This is a genomic window from Polaribacter marinaquae (assembly GCF_038019025.1).
Lineage (GTDB): Bacteria > Bacteroidota > Bacteroidia > Flavobacteriales > Flavobacteriaceae > Polaribacter > Polaribacter marinaquae.
Genome location: NZ_CP150496.1, coordinates 2,042,190 through 2,060,349 on the forward strand (window position 1 = coordinate 2,042,190; position 18,160 = coordinate 2,060,349).

Below are 18,160 nucleotides of genomic sequence, written 5' to 3' on the forward strand. Positions count from 1 at the left end.
TTTTAAAATTAGTAGTTTTATGTTTTTAAAAATCAAAACAGTATGTTACAAAAGTTCGTTTTTATTATTTTAGTTTTAGGATTTAATGTGTTATTTGCCCAAAATAAATCAGAAGAAATAGCAATTAAAAATGTTATTCATACTTTTTTTGAAGGATTACACAAAGGTGATAGTACAATTATGAAAAAGACTTTGCATAAAAATATTAAAATACAAACCACAAGTACAAATAAAAAAGGTTTACCTATTCTAAAAACAGAAACTAGAAATCAATTATTAACAAGTATTGCTAAAAAAAATCCGGAGTATGTTTATTTAGAAAAATTACTGTCTTACACAATTAAGATTGATGGAAACTTAGCTTCTGTTTGGACACCTTATGAGTTTTATTTTAATGAGAAGTTTAGTCATTGTGGTGCAAACTCTTTTCAGTTGTTTAATGATAACGGAACCTGGAAAATTATTTATTTAGTTGATATGAGACGAAGAGAAGATTGTAACTATTTAAAAGAAAAAAATTAACGTTATCTTTGAGGCTTTAAATTATCAATGGCAGAAAAAATACACACAATAAATACAAATAAATGGATAGATAATTATGCCGATTATTTGTATAATTACGCTATTTCTCGTGTTAATAACAGTGATTTGGCCAAAGATCTTGTGCAAGAAACTTTTTTTGCAGGATTAAAATCTGCAAAGAATTTTAAAGGAAAAGCTTCTGAAAGAACTTGGTTGGTTTCTATTTTAAAAAGAAAAATTATAGATCATTATAGAAAAATAAATTCTAAAAAAGGACAGGCAGAAGTTCGAATGAATTTTTATAATGATGGCGAAAATGAAGGAGATTGGTTAGAAGAAAGAGTACCACAAAAGTGGGATAATACTTCTGAAACTTCTATAGAAAATGAAGAATTAAAAGACCAATTAGAAGCTTGTATAGACAATTTGCCAGAAAAATATGCAATGGTTTTTAGAATGAAAACTGTGCAAGAATTTGAAACGGAAGAAATTTGTAAGGAGTTAGATATTACAGCGTCAAACTTATGGGTTATTATACACAGAGCTAGAACTCAGCTTAGAAAATGTATGGAAGATAACTGGTTTAATAATTAAGAAATGTTTAAGAGTTTAAAAATTACCTGCGACGAAGCCACAGCAATTTGTGATAAAAACCAATATGGCGAAGCTTCTATTAAAGAGCTAATAAAGTTAAATATTCACTTTATTAAATGTAGAATTTGTGCAAAATATACCAAACAAAACATGGCTTTAAGTAAACTTTACAAAGGCTATTCTAAAAATTGTAAGAGTATAAAACATTGTTTGTCATCCGAAGAAAAAGACGCTTTAAAAAATGCTTTAGAAGAAAGCAACCAATAAAACAAATAACAATATTAAAAAACGGAACTTATAATTTATAAGTTCCGTTTTTTTGTATTTTTGAACTTTCTTAATCGTTATAAAATGCACTTTTTACCAGAAAAATTAGACAATTACGTTGTTGCACATTCGCAAATAGAACCTAAAATTTTACAAGAACTTACTAAAGAAACTTGGCAAAAAGTTTTAAATCCTAGAATGTTAAGTGGTGCTTTTCAGGGTAGAATATTATCGATGATTACAAAATTGATTCAGCCAAAATCTATCTTAGAAATTGGAACTTACACAGGTTATTCTGCTTTGTGTTTGGCAGAAGGTTTGCATAAAGATGGTGAGATAATCACTTTAGACAAAAATGAAGAATTAGAAACACTTCAAAATAAATATTTCGAAAAGTCTGGATTTAGAAATAAAATTACGCAACATGTTGGTAACGCAATAGAAATTATACCAACTTTAGATAAAAAGTTCGATTTGGTGTTTATAGATGCAGACAAATCTAACTACATAAATTACTTTCATTTAATTATCGATAAAATGAATTCTGGCGGAATAATTTTATCTGATAATGTACTTTGGAGTGGTAAAGTTGTCGAAGAATTAGACTTAAAAGACAAAGACACTAAAGTACTTTTAGAATATAATAGGTTGTTAAATGAAGATGAAAGAATAGAAACTGTATTGTTGCCAATACGAGATGGTTTAACAATAAGTAGAGTAAAATAAACGTTAAAATTGCCTTTTAATTGGGCCTGTAAAATCGTCTATATCATCCTTAACTGCATTAATTTCTTTATTAATGTCTTTAGCGATATTTGTATCTAAACCAGTTTTTTCTGAACTGTCTTTAATTTCCCTTTTAATATCATTGGTGGCATCTTTTACTTGCCTAATACCTTTACCCAAACCTCTAGCAATTTCGGGTATTTTATCTGCACCAAAAACCATTACAACGATTAACATAATCACCATAATCTCTGGACCACTAATAAATAAGAATACTGTATTCATAGTACAAAGATAGTCAGTTATTTTTATAAAAAGAATAAACTATAATTGTTTAACGCAATTTTCTGGTTTTCTATATCAAATAACCACATAATTCTGTATTTTTACTAAAAAAAAAGATGCTTTTTATTACTTCTTTTGGTGTAACAGTTATTGTTGGTCTTTTATTAATTTTGATTATTACAGCACTTGTACTTGCTGCAAAAAGTGAAAGTAATTTACGTTTTTTAATTTGGGGTGCAATTATTTTGTTTGTTCCGTTTTTAGGCGCAATTGCATGTATAATTAATTACTACGCTTCTAAAAATAAGGTAAAATCTGCTTAAAGATTATTTGAAGTTTAATTTTGCTTGTCTATCGTACATAATAATACTTCCGGCAACAGAAACATTCAAACTCAATTCCGATTTAAATTTTACCAAATGATGCGATTTCTCTATCGCAACTTTAGACATTCCATGATCTTCTGCGCCCAATAAATAGACACAACGTTTAGGGTGTTTAAAGGTTTCTAATTGCACTGCTTTTTCATCTAATTCGACACCAACTAACATTGCACCTTTTGGTAGGTTTTCAAAAAAATCATCAAAAGTTTCATAATGAAAATAAGGCATTGCACCCACAGCTTTATGTGTATCGCAAGCTTGTTTTGCATATCTATTGCCAATTGTAAAAATAAAACTTGCGCCCATATTCTGTGCCGAACGCCATAAAACGCCTAAGTTTTCTGGTGTTTTTCCATTCTGAATTCCGATACCGAAAAAACCTTGTTCTAAATTGTTTACCATTATTTTTTAAGAGGTTTTATTTATTGGGTATAAAAGTAAATTAATTTAGTTAAAATTTATTTTTTTTAAGTTTTTTTAAATTTAAATGAAAATAAATATTCATTTACTTTTAAAATATAAAAACCTTTAAATTAAGGTGTTATATTTTTTATCCCTGAATTCAGGGATATGAATTTATACCATTTTCAGGGATTGACAAATAGGTTTTTATCTTTTATGTTTGGTGAAAAAATTACTAAAATTAAATACTATGAAAAAGAAAAAAAACAAATTAATTAAACTTTTAAAAACTGGAATTCTATTCTTTGGAATTTCGTTATTACTATGAAATTGTGAAAAAGAGGAAGAAAATCAGTTAATAGAGTCTAATACTTCTCTTAAAACTGTTACTAAAAAAGAGTCTATTAATTTTCTTAATAGCAATACGAATTTTTCTAAAGGTAATTCTTCTTATTTAACATATGATGTTTCTAAAATTACCTTTGAAAACATATCGAATACTGACTCTAAATTAGCTATTATACCTGCAAAATTAGTTGATAGTGACTTTTATAGTAGGATTCTATTACTTAATATTAACAATTCAATTAAAAGTATTGTTTATAATATGTATTCTTACCCAAATCAAGAAACTACAAATTTTTCTGGTGAAGTAACTTTGAATACTTTAGACGGAAAACTAATAAAGGCATTTAGATTTTTAGATGGTGTAATAACAAATGCTTATTTACCAAAGGAAATCAATTATCAATATAAAAACTCATTAAATGATGATGCTGCAGAATGCAGAATTGCATATGGTTGCAATCATACATCTTCAGATAAAGACTGTATTTGTAATAATGAGTTTTTAAATGAAATTGAAATAAAATCTCCACCTAGAAGAGACAGTGCTGCTTACATATCTGTTTCTGATTTATACGGTAGTGGTGGACCTGAAGATTTTAGCCCTTATGGTTGTGAAGTAGGTTGTAACGGATGGGATAGTGGTGCTGGAAGTAGCTCTACAAGCGACCAAATAAAAAATAAACTCACAAATAAATGTGCAAAAGATATTTTCACAGAATTAGAAAATGGTATATTTGAAAATCACCCTTTAAAACCCGAAATTCAAATACCTATCAGTAACCAACTAACTTTAAATTTTTCTGAATCAATTTTAAAATTATTCAATGATAGTAGTAATATCAATTTAACAATTCAAAATGGTACAACCAATGGTTCTAATGCTAGTACAAATGGTGCAACAATTACTGTAAATGATAATTATTTAGCAAATGCTACTCGATTATCTATAGCTAGAACCATTATTCATGAATCAGTTCATGCATATATAAATGCATTATATTCAAATGTTGTTTCTTTTAATAGTTTTTCTTTTGCAGATAAAATTGAAAAATATTCAGAAGATAAAGGTTATGTTATAGGTACAAATAACTTTCATCATAATTTTATGGGTCAATATATAGATGCTATGGCTTATTCTTTATACGAATGGGATAAAACATATGGTACAGGAGGTAATTTAGGTTGGAAATATTATCAAACAATGGCATATTCTGGAATGTTTCAAGTAAATTCAAATGGTACTATTGTTACAGAAAATGATACATTTAAAGAATTAGTACCAAACGCAAATGATAGACAAGCAATAGCAGATATAATATTAAATGAACAAAATGGAAATAACGATGCACAAGGAACAAAATGTTATTAAATCTTTATTAATAGTAGTTATTATTTGTTTATCAAATAATCTTTACTGCCAAAAAAAAATTATTGGTAACTATAGTAGTTTGAAGGCTTACCAAGAACATTACAAATACTATAAATTTAATGAGAATGGTATATTTGAATATCATTCAGGAGCAAGTTTAGGTGATGATGAGTATGGCAAGGGGCATTATCAAATAAAAAATGACAGCTTAATTTTAAATTATGATTTGACAGAATTAAAGCTGAAAAGCTATCATAAAATAAAAGAATATTATAATACTAAAAATATTGTAACCATAAAGGTTATTGTAAAAGATTTTAAAGGGAATATTAATACTAACACCAATGTTTATATTCAAAAAGATAAAATAGGTTATACTATAAGAGAGAAAGGTTTCGTAAATATTAATCTTAAAAAAGAAAAAAAAGATTATTTTCTTGGTGTTTCTAATTTAGGGTATGATTCTTATAAATTAAAACTATCGAAATTAAAAAATTATGAAATAGAGATTTTTTTAAAAAAAGCATCTACTGTTTCGAAAGCAATAAAAAATGACATCAAAAAATTTAAAATAGTTGAATATAAGGACGATTATATGAAGCTTGAAAATAATAAAGAGGTTATAAAATTAATTAAACAAACTGAATAAAATACAAACAACAACAACAAATAAAAGATAGTAGTTAAGTGTAAATTTCAATGTTTTTACTTAACTGCTATTTTAATTTACAGACTGAAAATAATAGCAATTTTACTCTGCTACTTTTCATATTTACAAACGTTACTTTTTAATCAACATTCGTTTAATTTCATTCAACTTCATTAAGGCTTCAATAGGCGTTAGAGCATCTATATTTGTTGCTAAAATTTCTTCTTTAATATTTTCTAATAAAGGATCATCTAGTTGAAAGAAACTCAATTGCATTTCTTCTTCTTGTGTTTGTTTTAAAACGTCTTTTACTTCAGAATTCTTGTTGTTTTTTTCTAATTTTTCTAGAATTTTATTTGCTCTATGAATCACCATATTTGGCATTCCAGCAAGTTTAGCAACATGAATACCAAAACTATGATTAGAGCCACCAGAAACCAATTTACGTAAGAAAATAATGTTGTCTTCCAACTCTTTTACAGACACATTAAAGTTTTTTATACGCTCGAATGTTGTGGTCATTTCATTCAATTCGTGGTAATGCGTAGCAAAAAGTGTTTTTGCTTTGGTTGGGTGTTCGTGTAAGAACTCAGAAATGGCCCAAGCAATCGAAATTCCGTCATAAGTAGAAGTTCCTCTACCAATTTCATCTAATAAAATTAAACTACGCTCAGAAACGTTATTTAAGATCGATGCAGTTTCATTCATTTCTACCATAAAGGTAGATTCGCCCATAGAAATATTATCACTTGCGCCAACTCTTGTAAAAATTTTATCTACAATACCTATTTTTGCGTTTTGAGCAGGAACATAACTTCCCATTTGTGCTAATAAAACAATGAGTGCTGTTTGTCTTAAAATAGCCGACTTACCAGACATGTTTGGTCCGGTAATCATAATAATTTGTTGCTGATTTCTGTTTAAAACAACATCGTTTGCAATATAGGTTTGATCTATTGGTAATTGTTTTTCTATAACCGGATGACGACCATTTTTTATCTCTAAATCTGTGCTTTCATCCATAATTGGGCGCACATAATTATTATCAATTGCTAAAACAGAGAATGACAATAAACAATCTATTTTTGCAATAATTTGTGCATTTTCTTGCACAATTTGTACATATTGAATGATGTATTGCAGTAATTTAGAAAATATTTCTTGTTCTAATTTTGCTATTTTTTCTTCAGCACCTAAAATTTTAGTTTCGTATTCTTTTAACTCTTCAGTAATATATCTTTCTGCCGAAACTAAGGTTTGTTTTCGAATCCATTCTTCAGGCACTTTATCTTTATGCGTATTTCTAACTTCAATATAATACCCAAACACGTTGTTAAACGCAATTTTTAAACTTGTAATTCCGGTACGCTCGGTTTCACGCGCCAACATATTATCTAAATACTCTTTACCAGAGTTCGAAATTGCACGTAAATCATCTAATTCTTGATGTACTCCGTTAGCAATCGCATTTCCTTTATTGATGTTTACCGGAGCTTCATCAAACAAGGTTTCAGAAATTTTATCAATTAAATCTTGGCAAGTATGTAACTGATTTCCTAAAGATTTTACAGCGTTGTTTTTGCTGCTTTCTGCGGATGATTTTATCGGTAAAATTGCTTTTAAAGAATCTTTTAAAAGTACAATTTCTCTTGGCGATGCTTTGCCAGTTGCAACTTTAGAAATTAAACGTTCTATATCAGAAACTTGTTTTAATTGATACGTTACAGTCTGAGAAAAATCATCAGAATCTATAAAAAACTTTACCAATTCATGACGATTTTTAATCTCGTCGATATTTTTTAAAGGAAGTGCCAACCAACGTTTTAACAAACGTCCGCCCATTGGCGAAATAGTTTTATCTATTACATCTAAAAGTGTTACTGCATTTATAGAGTTAGGATTGTACAATTCTAAATTTCGAACAGTAAATCGGTCCATCCAAACATAATTATCCTCTGCAATTCTGCTGATATGTTGAATATGTTTTAACTGATTGTGTTGTGTTTCCGATAGATAATACAACACTGCACCAGCAGCAATAATTCCGTTTTTAACATCTTGTACACCAAAACCTTTTAAGCTTTTTACCTCAAAATGATTTTGTAAAGTTTCGTTGGCATATTCCTTTTGAAAAACCCAATCATCTAAATAAAAAGTATAATATCGGTTTTCAAAAAGTTCTAAAAATTGTTGTTTGTTTTGTTTTTGAACTAAAACTTCACTCGGATTAAAGTTTTGCAACAATTTATCGATGTATTCTGCAGTTCCTTGCGCAACTAAATATTCACCTGTAGAAACATCTAAAAATGAAATTCCGAGTTGTTTTTTATCAAAATGAACGGCAGCTAAAAAGTTGTTGGTTTTGGTTTGTAAAACTTCGTCGTTTAAAGAAACTCCAGGAGTTACTAATTCTGTAACACCACGTTTTACAATGGTTTTGGTCATTTTAGGATCTTCTAATTGATCGCAAATAGCAACTCGCATACCCGCTTTTACCAATTTTGGTAAATAGGTATTTAAAGAATGATGCGGAAAACCTGCCAAAGCAGTTTCAGAATCTGAACCAGCGCCACGTTTAGTTAACGTAATTCCTAAAACTTCTGCAGCCTTTTTAGCATCTTCACCAAAAGTTTCGTAAAAATCGCCAACTCTAAAAAGCAACATCGCATCAGGATATTTATTCTTGATTGCATTGTATTGTTTCATTAAAGGGGTAACCTTTTTAGCTTTTGATTTTGCCAAGTTTTAGAAATTTTCTGTTAGTTTTGCGAAGATAGAAAAAAGTCTTTAGCCTTTAGCTCTTAGCCATTAGTTTTCATACCAAACTAGCTAAAAGTAGAAAGCTAAAAGCTAAAAGTTTAAAACATGAGGAAATTAAAAAATAACGAATTAGGTAGAATAACTGTTGATGAGTTTAAAACAGTAAAAAAAACGCCAATTATTGTAGTTTTAGACAATATTAGAAGCTTAAATAATATTGGTTCTGTGTTTAGAACTAGCGATGCTTTTTTAGTTGAAAAAATATATTTGTGTGGTATTTGTGCTACGCCACCAAATAAAGAAATTCATAAAACGGCTTTAGGTGCAACAGAATCTGTTGATTGGGAATATGTAGAAGATACGTTAACTTTAGTTGAAAAACTAAAAACAGAAAATGTAAAAGTTTTAGCGATAGAACAAGCAGAAAACTCAACAAAACTAGATGCTTTTCATCCGAAGAAAACAGAAAAGTACGCAATTGTAATGGGTAACGAGGTAAAAGGTGTACAACAAGAAGTTGTAAATGCTTCCGATATGTGTATCGAAATTCCGCAATTAGGCACCAAACATTCGCTAAATATTTCGGTTACTACAGGTGTTGTTATTTGGGATTTGTTTCAGAAATTACAATAGAAACTTTTTTATTATAAATGAAAGGACTAATTTTATGGTGCTATAAATTTAAGAAGTAAACACTTCTTTTTGAACTATGAAAAAAGAGAATTCTCTAATACTTTTATTTACCGTATTTGCAGTTTTTAATGCATTTACACAAACACCAAAAGACTCACTAAATTTTTATTTAGACAATGCTAAAGGATCTAATAAAGTTAGATATCTTAAAAAAGCAATTACGTTATTAGAAGATTTAAAAATAGATTCTTTAATACAACAAACTAGCATAGAATATGCCAAAGAAAGTTATTTTGCGAAAGATACTTTAGGTTTAACTTTTTCTAAGAATAAATTACAAAATCATTTTAAACGCAGTAAAGATTCTTTTTCATTAGCAAAAGCATACCATTTTGCCGCTTTAAATCATAAAATAAAAAATAATTTAGATAGTAGTTTTTATTATTATCAAGAATCTAAAAAAATTTTTATTGGCTTAAAAGATTCTGTAGAAACCGGACGAAGATTGCTTTCTATGGCAATCCTACAAGTTAAAGAACTCGATTATTTAGGTTGCGAAACAACTGCTGTAGAAGGTTTAAAATATATAGAACCTGCTCAAGATAAAGAATATAGAACTCTAATTTCTTTATATCAAACCTTAGGAAATGCTTTAGGACATTTAAATAGACCTAAAGAATCTAGAGCTTATTATCTTAAGGCAAGAGAGCTGGCAAAATTTAATACGGTAACTTCTAGACGAGAAGTAAATTACCTAAACTTATACAATAATATTGGTGCAACTTATGTAGATGAAGGTAATTTTGATAAAGCAATTACTTTATTTAAAGAAGGTTTACGTTTTGATAGTATTGCGATAAAATACCCAAGACAATACCAAAACTTATTAGGTAGCTTATCTTCTGCATATTTTAGACAAGGTAAAATAGATAAAGCAATTTCTGGTTACAAAACAGTTTTAGAAGGTAGAAAAAAATCTAAATTTGTTTATGCTGAAAGTGTTTCTCATAGTTTATTAGCAGAAGCTTACATGAAAAATAAACAATATAATTTGGCAAAAAAACATGCTTATATTGGTTTAGAGTTGGGTAAAAAAACAAGAAATAACGAGCAAGTTTTAGATTGTTTGCAATTTTTAACTGAGCTAACTTTTGGAGAAACAGCCAAAAAGCATTTTAAAGAATATGTTCAGTTAAAAGACAGTTTATTTACTAGAGAAAGAACTCGAAAAAATCAATTTGCAAAGGTTATTTACGAAACAGAAAAAAAAGAAAAAGAAAACACCAGTTTAAAATTAGAAAATCAACGTAAAGAATTACTCATAAAAAGTGAAAAACAACAAAAAACGATTGGTTTTTTAATTGCAGGTGCTGGTATTCTTTTTATTGGTTTTGGTGCAAACATAGTTGCTAGTAGAAGAAAAAAAATACTTTTTGAAGCTAAATTAGCTCAAGTAGAAGCTAGAGAAAAAGAAAGGCAACAAATTGCTAAATCTCTTCATGATGAGGTTGCTGGCGATATTAGAATGTTGCATTTAAAATTAGAAAAGTCTAACCAATTAGAAGAAGCAAAAAGCTTACATATTATTAAAGAGAACGTTCGTAATTTATCGCACCAATTAAGTAGCGAGAGCTTTAATAAAGTATCATTTAAAGACCAAATTATAAACTTAGTATCAGATTACTTTGAACCTGATTTTAAAATTAAAGTAGAAAATATTAATACTATTTCTTGGACAGAAATTAACAATTCTATCAAAAGAACTTTGTTTTTAGCTGTTAGAGAAAGTATACAGAATGCCAAGAAATACGCAGAAGCAACAAAATTAATTGTTAGGTTTTCTGAAAATAAAAAAACAATAACTTTAGAAATTTCTGATAATGGAATAGGTTTTGATGCTGAAGTTAAGAAAACCGGAATAGGTTTAAAAAATATTAGAGAAAGAGTAGAAGATTTAAACGGTGTTTTTAGTATTGATAGCGAGCTAGAAAAAGGAACAACCATTAAAATTGATGTTTCAAAAAATGGAAAATAAAATAAAAATTTTAGTTGTTGATGATCATCAATTGGTTATTCAAGGAATTCTATGTTCGTTAAAAGAAATAGGAGATTTTGAAGTGGTAACAACTAATAGTTGTGATGAAGCTTTTTTGCTGATAAAACAAAATCAAGACACCCAACCTTTTCAGCTTTTATTTACCGATTTAAGTTTCGATAACACAACCGAAGATACTAATTTAGATGGCGGAGAAGAATTAATTAAAGCCATAAGAAATAACGATTTTAACATAAAAATTGCAGTAATAACTGGGCATACAGAAACAAATAGAGTGTATAATGTTATTAGTAATTTAAACCCGAACGCATATTTATTAAAAAGTAAATGTGATGCATCAGAAATTAGTTTTGCGCTAACTAAAATGTTAGCCAATGATTACTATTATACGCATGAAATTCATCAGAAAATAATGCGTAGAAACATCGTTCAAATACAAATGGATGATATTGCTATACAAGTCTTAAAAGAGTTGCCAAATCAGCCTAAAATAAGCAATTTAGAAGGTGTTATTAAAAAGAACGATGGTTCTATTGTAAAATTGAGATCTATAGAAACAAAATTGGCAAATCTTAGAACAGATTTAAACGCAAATAACAATACAGACTTAATTTTAAAAGCGAAAGAGTTAGGTGTAATCGACTAAATATTGCTTTTGCGGAAAATAACATTTCAAATTACGGATTTCCACAATGTTAGTTTTTTTACTAATATTATATTTGTCTTGTAGATAATTATAACTCAATCATCTATAAAGAATGGGATTAATTGCGAAGAATAAGATTAGGGGCTTATTTTTAAACAATTATGAAGAAAAAGGAGAAAGCCTTTCTGTTAATTCAGGAAGGCTTTTTAAATACCTAAAATCATTTTTGCAATCATAAAATAAATTAAGATTCCAAATATATCGTTACTCGTAGTAATAAACGGACCTGTTGCAATTGCCGGATCGATACCTCTTTTATGTAGAAATAATGGTACAAATGTTCCTATAAGTCCAGCAATAATAATAACAACTACTAGAGATACAGAAATTGCAAGAGAAAGATTCACTTCTCCTTTATAAATCCAAACAAAAATAAATAGAAATAAGGCCAAAATAACACCATTTAAAGCCGCTAAAAGCATTTCTTTAAGTAATCTGCCATAAATACTTCCTTTTACATCATCGTTAGCTAAACCTTGTACAATAATTGCTGATGATTGTACACCAACATTACCAGCCATGGCGGCAATTAATGGTGTAAAAAAGAAAAGTGTACCGTATTTAGAAAATATATCATGAAAACCTTCCATAATAATAAATGCTCCAACTCCACCAACTAAACCCAAAAATAACCAAGGTAAACGAGCTTTGGTTAGTTCGAAAATACTGTCATCAGAATCTACATCTTGCGTTAAACCAGCAGCCATTTGATAATCTTTATCTGCTTCTTCTTTTAAAACATCTACAATATCATCAATTGTAATTCTACCTAATAATACATTATTGTCGTCTACAACAGGTATGGCTTCTAAATCGTATTTTGCCATAATTTTAGCAACTTCCTCATCATTTTCGTTAACGTTTACAGCGTCTACTTTTGTTTTAGAAATTTCGGCAATTTTTTGTTCTGCTTTGGCAATTATTAAGTCTTTTAAAGACAATCTACCAACTAGTTTATCTTGTTTGTCTACAACGTAAATAGAGTGTACTCTGGTTACTTCTTTTGCTTGTCCTCTAATTCTACGCATACAACCAGCAACCGTCCAAGTTTCATAAACCTTTACCAATTCTTTAGCCATTAAAGCACCTGCAGTATTGTCTTCGTAAGATAAAAGTTCTTTAATATCTGCAGCTAATTCATCGTCTTCTAAAGCATCTATTACGCGTTCTTGGCGTTCTTCTGATAGTTCACCAATAATATCTGCGGCGTCATCAGAATCCATTTCTCCAACTTCATCTGCAATTTCTTTAGCAGATAAGTTTTCTAAAATCTTTTCTCTGGTATCTTCATCTAACTCAGTAAGAATTTCTGATGTTTTTTCGCTATCTAAAAGTTTTATAATATAAATAGCTTCATCAAAATTTACTTCATCTAAAACCTCTGCAATATCTGCAAAATGCACCTCTTCAAAAAGTACTTTAATTGCAGTATCATCATTTTTATAGATTAAGCCAATTAAATTCTCTAGAAATTCATCAGTAATTTCAAATGCCATTTTCTATTAATTTTTGTGTTAGAGAAATAAAGTCTTTAACAGATAATTGTTCTGGTCGTTTCGCAAATATAGGGTCTTCTTTTAAAGAATCCGAAAGTTGAAAAGACTTTAAACTAGAGCGCAACATTTTTCTACGTTGATTAAAAGCTGTTTTTACAACTCTAAAAAATATTTTTTCGTCTACAGGTAAAGAATAATCTTTTTTTCTGATTAATCTTATAACGCCAGAATCTACTTTTGGTGGCGGATTAAATACTGTTGGCGGTACCGTAAATAAGTATTCTACATCAAAAAAAGCTTGCGTTAAAACAGATAGGATTCCGTAAATTTTACTTCCTTCTTTTTCTGCCACCCTCATAGCAACTTCTTTTTGAAACATACCTGCAAATTCTGGTACGAATTCTTTATTTTCTATTGCTTTAAAAACAATTTGGGTAGAAATATTGTACGGGAAGTTTCCAATAATTGCTACTTGCTTTTTTTGAAATATTTCTTGAATATTTTTCTTTAAAAAATCGCCTTCGATTATAGAAAAATGCTCTTTAGATGTGTCTAAGTTTATATGTTCTAAAGGAAAAGTGTCGTGTAAATATGCAACAGACTCTCTGTCTAATTCCATTACAGTAACTTTTGCTTTCTTTTCTAATAAATACTTGGTTAAAACACCCATTCCTGGTCCTATTTCTAAGACATCGTCATAACCGTTTTCTGTTAAAGCATCTGCAATATCTTTTGCGATACTTTCATCCGTTAAAAAATGTTGACCTAAATGTTTTTTTGCTTTTACAGACACAATCTTTGTTTTTATCTTTCTAAGGCAAAGGTACAGTTTAAAAGGCGTAATTTTTATATAGTTATAAAATTATACAAACGCTCTTTTCGCTTTAAATAATACTTGTTTTATTCTTTTTTAAGATTGAAAGAAAGTAGAAGTATACCAAAACCTAAACCAACTAGAAAACCAGCAATAGTCTCTTCTGGTTCTATACCCCAATTTAGAAAAGCAAGAATTGCGCCTAATAGCAATAATAAAATACTAAAAGCTCGTATCTTTTTTCTGTTATTATAAAAAAATAAATTCATCTAATTGCTTACACTTGTTGGAAAAAACTCTTTTACAATCTTTAATTCTGTTCTAAAAGCTAACATTTTATCTGCAAACTTTCTTAAAGCTTCTACACGTAAACTATCGGCATCTTCTTTATAATAAGATTCTAAATCTTCTCTAGACGCTGCAGTATATTGTATAGAATATGTTTTACCGCCCATTTCTTCTTCTATTAAAACTTCTGTAAGTTTTGCTGATGTAAATTTACCCGTGTCTAAAACTTTTACGACATGAGATTCTATCCAAGTTAACCACTCTTTATGTACAGTGTTATCTATGTTTACTGTTACGTTATATATATACATTTTAAACTTTTTATTGTTATTGATTTTTTATTGCGAAACATTATCGCCTCTTAATTTTCTAAACTTCTTTCTGGAATCTACTAAATAGATACTAGAGGTGTGATCGAAAATTATTTTTTGATAATATTCTTGTGCTTTTTCTGAGTTTTTAAGATGATTGTTATAGGTTTCTGCCATCATAAAATAAACATCATCTGTTAAAAAACCTTGATTATCTGCTGCTATAATTTTATTTAAAGCTGTTATTGCTTCTTCATATTTTTTTTGTTTGATAAGAAGTTTTGCCTTAAAAAACAGTACATCATCATAGATTACTTCGCTAGGAATAAATCCATTTATAAAAATATCTTTTCTTGTAAATAACGAGTTTAATTCTGATAATGCGGCTTTGTCTTTATTTTGAAAAGCAAGTAATTCTGCTTTTGCCAATTGCTTTAATCCAGACGGTATAGAATCTACAGGTTCATTGTCTGATATTTTTAAAAATAGGTTTACGGCATCATTGGCAATTAATTGTGTTGTAGAACCTTTTAAAACTTTTAATTGTGCTTTTGCCCATTCGAAATCACCTTTAAAATAGCTAGTTTGTGCTACTTTAAACCTTGCTTCTTGTGCTAATTCGTGATTTTTTAGTTGTGTTTGAATCTGAGAAAAATAAATTAGTGCTTTATTAAATTTGTTAGTAAACACAAGAACGTCGCCAAGTTTTAGTTTAATTCTTGCTTTATCAAATTTTGAGTTTGCATAACTTAACGCTTCTTCTAAAACTGTATTTGCTTGCTGAGGTTCGTTTTTTGAAAACGTTAAATAATCTGCATAAGCAACTTGTAATTTTATAGTTGCACTGTTTTTACCAAAAACTAAAAACAACTTTTTGAAAAGGTTTTCTGTTTCTGGATTCTTAGTTTCTATGGCAATTTTCATCAAAAATAAATGTGCATTAATAGTTTCGCTTTTGGTAGATGATTTTTCTACTATAAAATCGAAACACTGTTTAGCAGCTTCAAAAGAATTATTTTCGAATGCAATTTTACCTAATGTAAAAATTGCCCCTAGATCTTGTGTATTTCTTTGGTAAAGCGCATTTTCTTGTATAAAGGCTTTGTTATAGTCTTTTTGTTGTGTAAAAAGCCAACTTAACAAAACATTCCAAACATCTTTTGGGTTACTAGCAGATTTTCTTAAAAGTGTTTTTCTAAATAAAATGTTTGCCTCATTTTCTGCGTCATCTGTAATGTATTTGCTAGTATATCTTTGTACAAGGTCGAAATATTGTTCATTTTTATCAACTAAATCTATGTACGATTCAAACATTTTTTTAAAATCGCCTTTTTCACCATAAATTTGAGCTATTTGAAAATTATAATTTGCGTTTTTGTTAGCTTCCATGGCTTTCTCATATGCCAAAATTGCATTATCAAGTAGATTATAATCTTTAAACAAGCGTCCTATTATTCCGCCATAAGAAGGCATTTTATCCAAAGAATTTAACGCTAGTTTATAATTTTCTGAAGCTTTTTCTGCTTGTTGTTGTCTTTGATAATTGTAGCCTAAATAAACGTATAAATATGCCTGACTTTTGTTCGCTTTAATTCTGCTTTTTAATAAGTTTTCAGCTAAAATAAATTGATCTGTTTCTTGGTAACAAGAAATTAATCTACTTAAATACGTAGTATTAAAAGGGCTAGAAGTATAAAGTTTCTTATAAATTTGTGTAGCTTTTTCATAAGCACCTTCTCGATAATAATTTTCTGCTAAGAGGTAATTATTTTTAGCATTTGTTTGCACTTTGTTTTGTGACACTGCTAAGGTATTAATTGCTAGAAAAATAAGTAGAAATATTCTCTTCATCAAAATCAAAGATACTTAAGATTTATGTTAATTTTTTATTAAACCAAACGTATTTTACATCTTCTTTGTAACATTTTGGCACAAAACTTGTCTGTAGGATGTAATAACTAATTAAAACTTAAAATTATGAAAACTTTTTCTACCCAATACGAAGCTGCAAAAAGAAACTCTATAGAATTTATGCAAAAAGGACAAATAAGTGCTTACTTAAATGCCTTAGTAGAAATGAATAAATATAAAAGACTAATGGTAGCTGTTATTGCTAACTAGGTTCGTTTTCAGTATCAGTTTACAGTTAAATTTTATCTAAAGATGATTAAGAACTGCAAACCGAAACTGAATACGTTGTATTAAAATTAATTTATCATATCAAAACCACAATAAGGTACTAAAACATCTGGTATTTTAATTCCGTCTGCAGTTTGGTAATTTTCTAAAATACCTGCTAAAACTCTAGGTAAAGCTAAAGAACTACCGTTAAGAGTGTGTGCTAATTCGCTTTTACCTTCTTTATTTTTAAAACGTAGCTTTAATCTATTTGCTTGAAAAGTTTCGAAATTAGAAGCAGAACTAATTTCTAACCAACGGTCTTGTGCTGTAGAAAACAATTCAAAATCAAAAGTTAATGCAGATGTAAAACCTGTATCGCCACCACACAAGCGTAAGATTCTGTAAGGTAATTTTAGTTCTCTTAAAATATCTTTAATATGCTCTACCATTCCGTTTAAAGCATTGTAAGAATTCTCTGGATGTTCTATGCGTACAATTTCTACTTTATCAAATTGGTGCAATCTGTTTAAACCACGTACATGTGCGCCATAACTACCAGCTTCTCTTCTAAAACAAGGTGTATACCCTGTTACAGTTATAGGAAAATCTGTTTCTTGTAATAAATTACCACGAAACATATTGGTAATTGGCACTTCTGCAGTTGGTATTAAATATAAATCATCAACTGTAGAATGATACATTTGTCCGTCTTTATCTGGTAATTGCCCAGTTGCAGTTGCAGAATCTGTATTTACCAAATGTGGTACTTGTACTTCTTTATAACCCGCTTTAACATTTTTGTCTAAAAAATAGTTAATTAAAGCACGCTGTAATCTTGCCCCTTTACCTTTGTAAACAGGAAAACCAGCACCAGCAATTTTAGTTCCTAATTCAAAATCTATAATATCATATTTTTTAGCTAACTCCCAATGTGGTAAAGCATTTTCGCCTAAATTTGGTATTGTGCCTTCGCTAAAAATATTTTCATTGTCTTCTTCAGAATTTCCTGCTTTTACAGAAGCGTGAGGTACGTTTGGTATTTGATATAACAAACCTTGTAATTCATCAGAAAAAGTAGCTAATTTTTCTGTTAATTCTTTAGATTGTTCTTTTAACTGACTAGTTTTTTCTTTTAAAACATTTGCTTTATCAACTTCACCAGACTTAAAAAGACCACCAATTTCTTTGGATAATTTATTAGATTCGGCCAAAGTGTTATCAAGAGAAACTTGCGCTGCTCTTCTGTTTTCATCTGCCGATAAAACTTGTTCTACAATTGTTTCTGCGTTTGCAAAATTACGTTTTGCTAAACCCTTTAAAACAGTTTCTTTGTTGTCTCTAATAAATTGTACTTGTAACATATTTTCTATGAATTATGAAATGCAAATATATAATTTGTGCTGCAGTTTTACCACGAATTCGTAAATAAA

General features: G+C 28.9%; 20 protein-coding genes. 11 read left to right on the top strand and 9 right to left on the bottom strand.

The window, feature by feature from the left end; all coding sequences use genetic code 11:
• Positions 1 to 42 precede the first annotated feature (42 nt).
• The 4 genes from WG950_RS09280 to WG950_RS09295 all read left to right on the top strand — a co-directional run bounded on the left by WG950_RS09280 (position 43) and on the right by WG950_RS09295 (position 2,109).
• On the top strand, positions 43 to 522 hold the full coding sequence (locus WG950_RS09280) for a nuclear transport factor 2 family protein (protein WP_340931867.1): 480 nt from the start codon (positions 43 to 45) through the stop codon (positions 520 to 522).
• A gap of 27 nt (positions 523 to 549) precedes the next feature.
• Positions 550 to 1,116, top strand: coding sequence for a sigma-70 family RNA polymerase sigma factor (locus WG950_RS09285; RefSeq protein ID WP_079737767.1), 567 nt, complete (start codon positions 550 to 552; stop codon positions 1,114 to 1,116).
• A gap of 3 nt (positions 1,117 to 1,119) precedes the next feature.
• Positions 1,120 to 1,383 carry a hypothetical protein gene (locus WG950_RS09290; protein WP_340931868.1) on the top strand — a complete coding sequence of 88 codons (264 nt, stop codon included), beginning with the start codon at positions 1,120 to 1,122 and terminating at the stop codon, positions 1,381 to 1,383.
• Between the two features lie 84 nt (positions 1,384 to 1,467).
• Positions 1,468 to 2,109 carry an O-methyltransferase gene (locus tag WG950_RS09295; RefSeq protein WP_340931869.1) on the top strand — a complete coding sequence of 214 codons (642 nt, stop codon included), beginning with the start codon at positions 1,468 to 1,470 and terminating at the stop codon, positions 2,107 to 2,109.
• Between the two features lie 3 nt (positions 2,110 to 2,112).
• Here the strand turns inward: WG950_RS09295 and WG950_RS09300 are convergent, their stop codons facing one another.
• Positions 2,113 to 2,394 (bottom strand): Sec-independent protein translocase subunit TatA/TatB, encoded by a 282-nt coding sequence (locus tag WG950_RS09300; protein ID WP_077810643.1) that lies wholly within the window; start codon positions 2,392 to 2,394, stop codon positions 2,113 to 2,115.
• A gap of 116 nt (positions 2,395 to 2,510) precedes the next feature.
• Here WG950_RS09300 and WG950_RS09305 point away from each other — a divergent pair, with 116 nt between their 5' ends.
• Entirely contained in the window at positions 2,511 to 2,717 is a 207-nt protein-coding gene (locus tag WG950_RS09305) for a hypothetical protein (RefSeq protein ID WP_340931872.1), read from the top strand.
• Between the two features lie 3 nt (positions 2,718 to 2,720).
• Here WG950_RS09305 and WG950_RS09310 read toward each other — a convergent pair whose 3' ends face one another.
• The gene (locus tag WG950_RS09310; RefSeq protein WP_340931873.1) at positions 2,721 to 3,179 is read right to left on the bottom strand and encodes an RNA methyltransferase; all 459 of its coding nucleotides are present in this window, start codon (positions 3,177 to 3,179) and stop codon (positions 2,721 to 2,723) included.
• A gap of 607 nt (positions 3,180 to 3,786) precedes the next feature.
• Here WG950_RS09310 and WG950_RS09315 point away from each other — a divergent pair.
• Together WG950_RS09315 and WG950_RS09320 are read left to right on the top strand one after the other, a co-directional pair.
• Positions 3,787 to 4,896 (top strand): hypothetical protein, encoded by a 1,110-nt coding sequence (locus tag WG950_RS09315; RefSeq protein ID WP_340931874.1) that lies wholly within the window; start codon positions 3,787 to 3,789, stop codon positions 4,894 to 4,896.
• Positions 4,859 to 5,545: a hypothetical protein gene (locus WG950_RS09320; protein ID WP_340931875.1), complete on the top strand. Its 687-nt coding sequence runs from the start codon at positions 4,859 to 4,861 to the stop codon at positions 5,543 to 5,545. The genes WG950_RS09315 and WG950_RS09320 overlap by 38 nt, the downstream gene beginning before the upstream one ends.
• Before the next feature lie 132 nt (positions 5,546 to 5,677).
• Here WG950_RS09320 and mutS read toward each other — a convergent pair whose 3' ends face one another.
• Positions 5,678 to 8,251, bottom strand: a complete 2,574-nt coding sequence (gene mutS, locus WG950_RS09325) for a DNA mismatch repair protein MutS (RefSeq protein ID WP_375240315.1) — start codon at positions 8,249 to 8,251, stop codon at positions 5,678 to 5,680.
• Between the two features lie 159 nt (positions 8,252 to 8,410).
• On the opposite strand from mutS, the gene WG950_RS09330 reads away from it, so the two are divergent.
• The 3 genes from WG950_RS09330 (at position 8,411) to WG950_RS09340 (ending at position 11,640) form a co-directional block, all read left to right on the top strand.
• Complete coding sequence (locus WG950_RS09330; protein WP_340931878.1) at positions 8,411 to 8,938, top strand: RNA methyltransferase; 528 nt, start codon at positions 8,411 to 8,413, stop codon at positions 8,936 to 8,938.
• 76 nt (positions 8,939 to 9,014) lie between these two features.
• Positions 9,015 to 10,973: a tetratricopeptide repeat-containing sensor histidine kinase gene (locus WG950_RS09335; protein ID WP_340931880.1), complete on the top strand. Its 1,959-nt coding sequence runs from the start codon at positions 9,015 to 9,017 to the stop codon at positions 10,971 to 10,973.
• Positions 10,963 to 11,640, top strand: coding sequence for a response regulator transcription factor (locus WG950_RS09340; protein WP_299064472.1), 678 nt, complete (start codon positions 10,963 to 10,965; stop codon positions 11,638 to 11,640). Before WG950_RS09335 ends, WG950_RS09340 begins: the two co-directional genes overlap by 11 nt.
• 206 nt (positions 11,641 to 11,846) lie before the next feature.
• Here the strand turns inward: WG950_RS09340 and mgtE are convergent, their stop codons facing one another.
• From mgtE to WG950_RS09365, 5 genes are all read right to left on the bottom strand, one after another.
• Positions 11,847 to 13,196: a magnesium transporter gene (mgtE, locus tag WG950_RS09345; RefSeq protein WP_299064474.1), complete on the bottom strand. Its 1,350-nt coding sequence runs from the start codon at positions 13,194 to 13,196 to the stop codon at positions 11,847 to 11,849.
• Entirely contained in the window at positions 13,186 to 13,989 is an 804-nt protein-coding gene (gene rsmA / locus WG950_RS09350) for a 16S rRNA (adenine(1518)-N(6)/adenine(1519)-N(6))-dimethyltransferase RsmA (RefSeq protein ID WP_077810631.1), read from the bottom strand. The genes mgtE and rsmA overlap by 11 nt, the downstream gene beginning before the upstream one ends.
• A 107-nt stretch (positions 13,990 to 14,096) precedes the next feature.
• Positions 14,097 to 14,279 (bottom strand): hypothetical protein, encoded by a 183-nt coding sequence (locus WG950_RS09355; RefSeq protein WP_340931887.1) that lies wholly within the window; start codon positions 14,277 to 14,279, stop codon positions 14,097 to 14,099.
• Complete coding sequence (locus WG950_RS09360; protein WP_340931889.1) at positions 14,280 to 14,609, bottom strand: DUF4286 family protein; 330 nt, start codon at positions 14,607 to 14,609, stop codon at positions 14,280 to 14,282.
• A gap of 27 nt (positions 14,610 to 14,636) precedes the next feature.
• The gene (locus tag WG950_RS09365; protein ID WP_340931890.1) at positions 14,637 to 16,412 is read right to left on the bottom strand and encodes a tetratricopeptide repeat protein; all 1,776 of its coding nucleotides are present in this window, start codon (positions 16,410 to 16,412) and stop codon (positions 14,637 to 14,639) included.
• 174 nt (positions 16,413 to 16,586) lie between these two features.
• On the opposite strand from WG950_RS09365, the gene WG950_RS09370 reads away from it, so the two are divergent.
• Complete coding sequence (locus WG950_RS09370) at positions 16,587 to 16,730, top strand: hypothetical protein (RefSeq protein ID WP_172830867.1); 144 nt, start codon at positions 16,587 to 16,589, stop codon at positions 16,728 to 16,730.
• A gap of 86 nt (positions 16,731 to 16,816) precedes the next feature.
• Here the strand turns inward: WG950_RS09370 and serS are convergent, their stop codons facing one another.
• A complete protein-coding gene (gene serS, locus WG950_RS09375; RefSeq protein ID WP_340931892.1) occupies positions 16,817 to 18,091 on the bottom strand; it encodes a serine--tRNA ligase in 1,275 nt (424 codons plus the stop codon).
• Between the last annotated feature and the right edge of the window lie 69 nt (positions 18,092 to 18,160).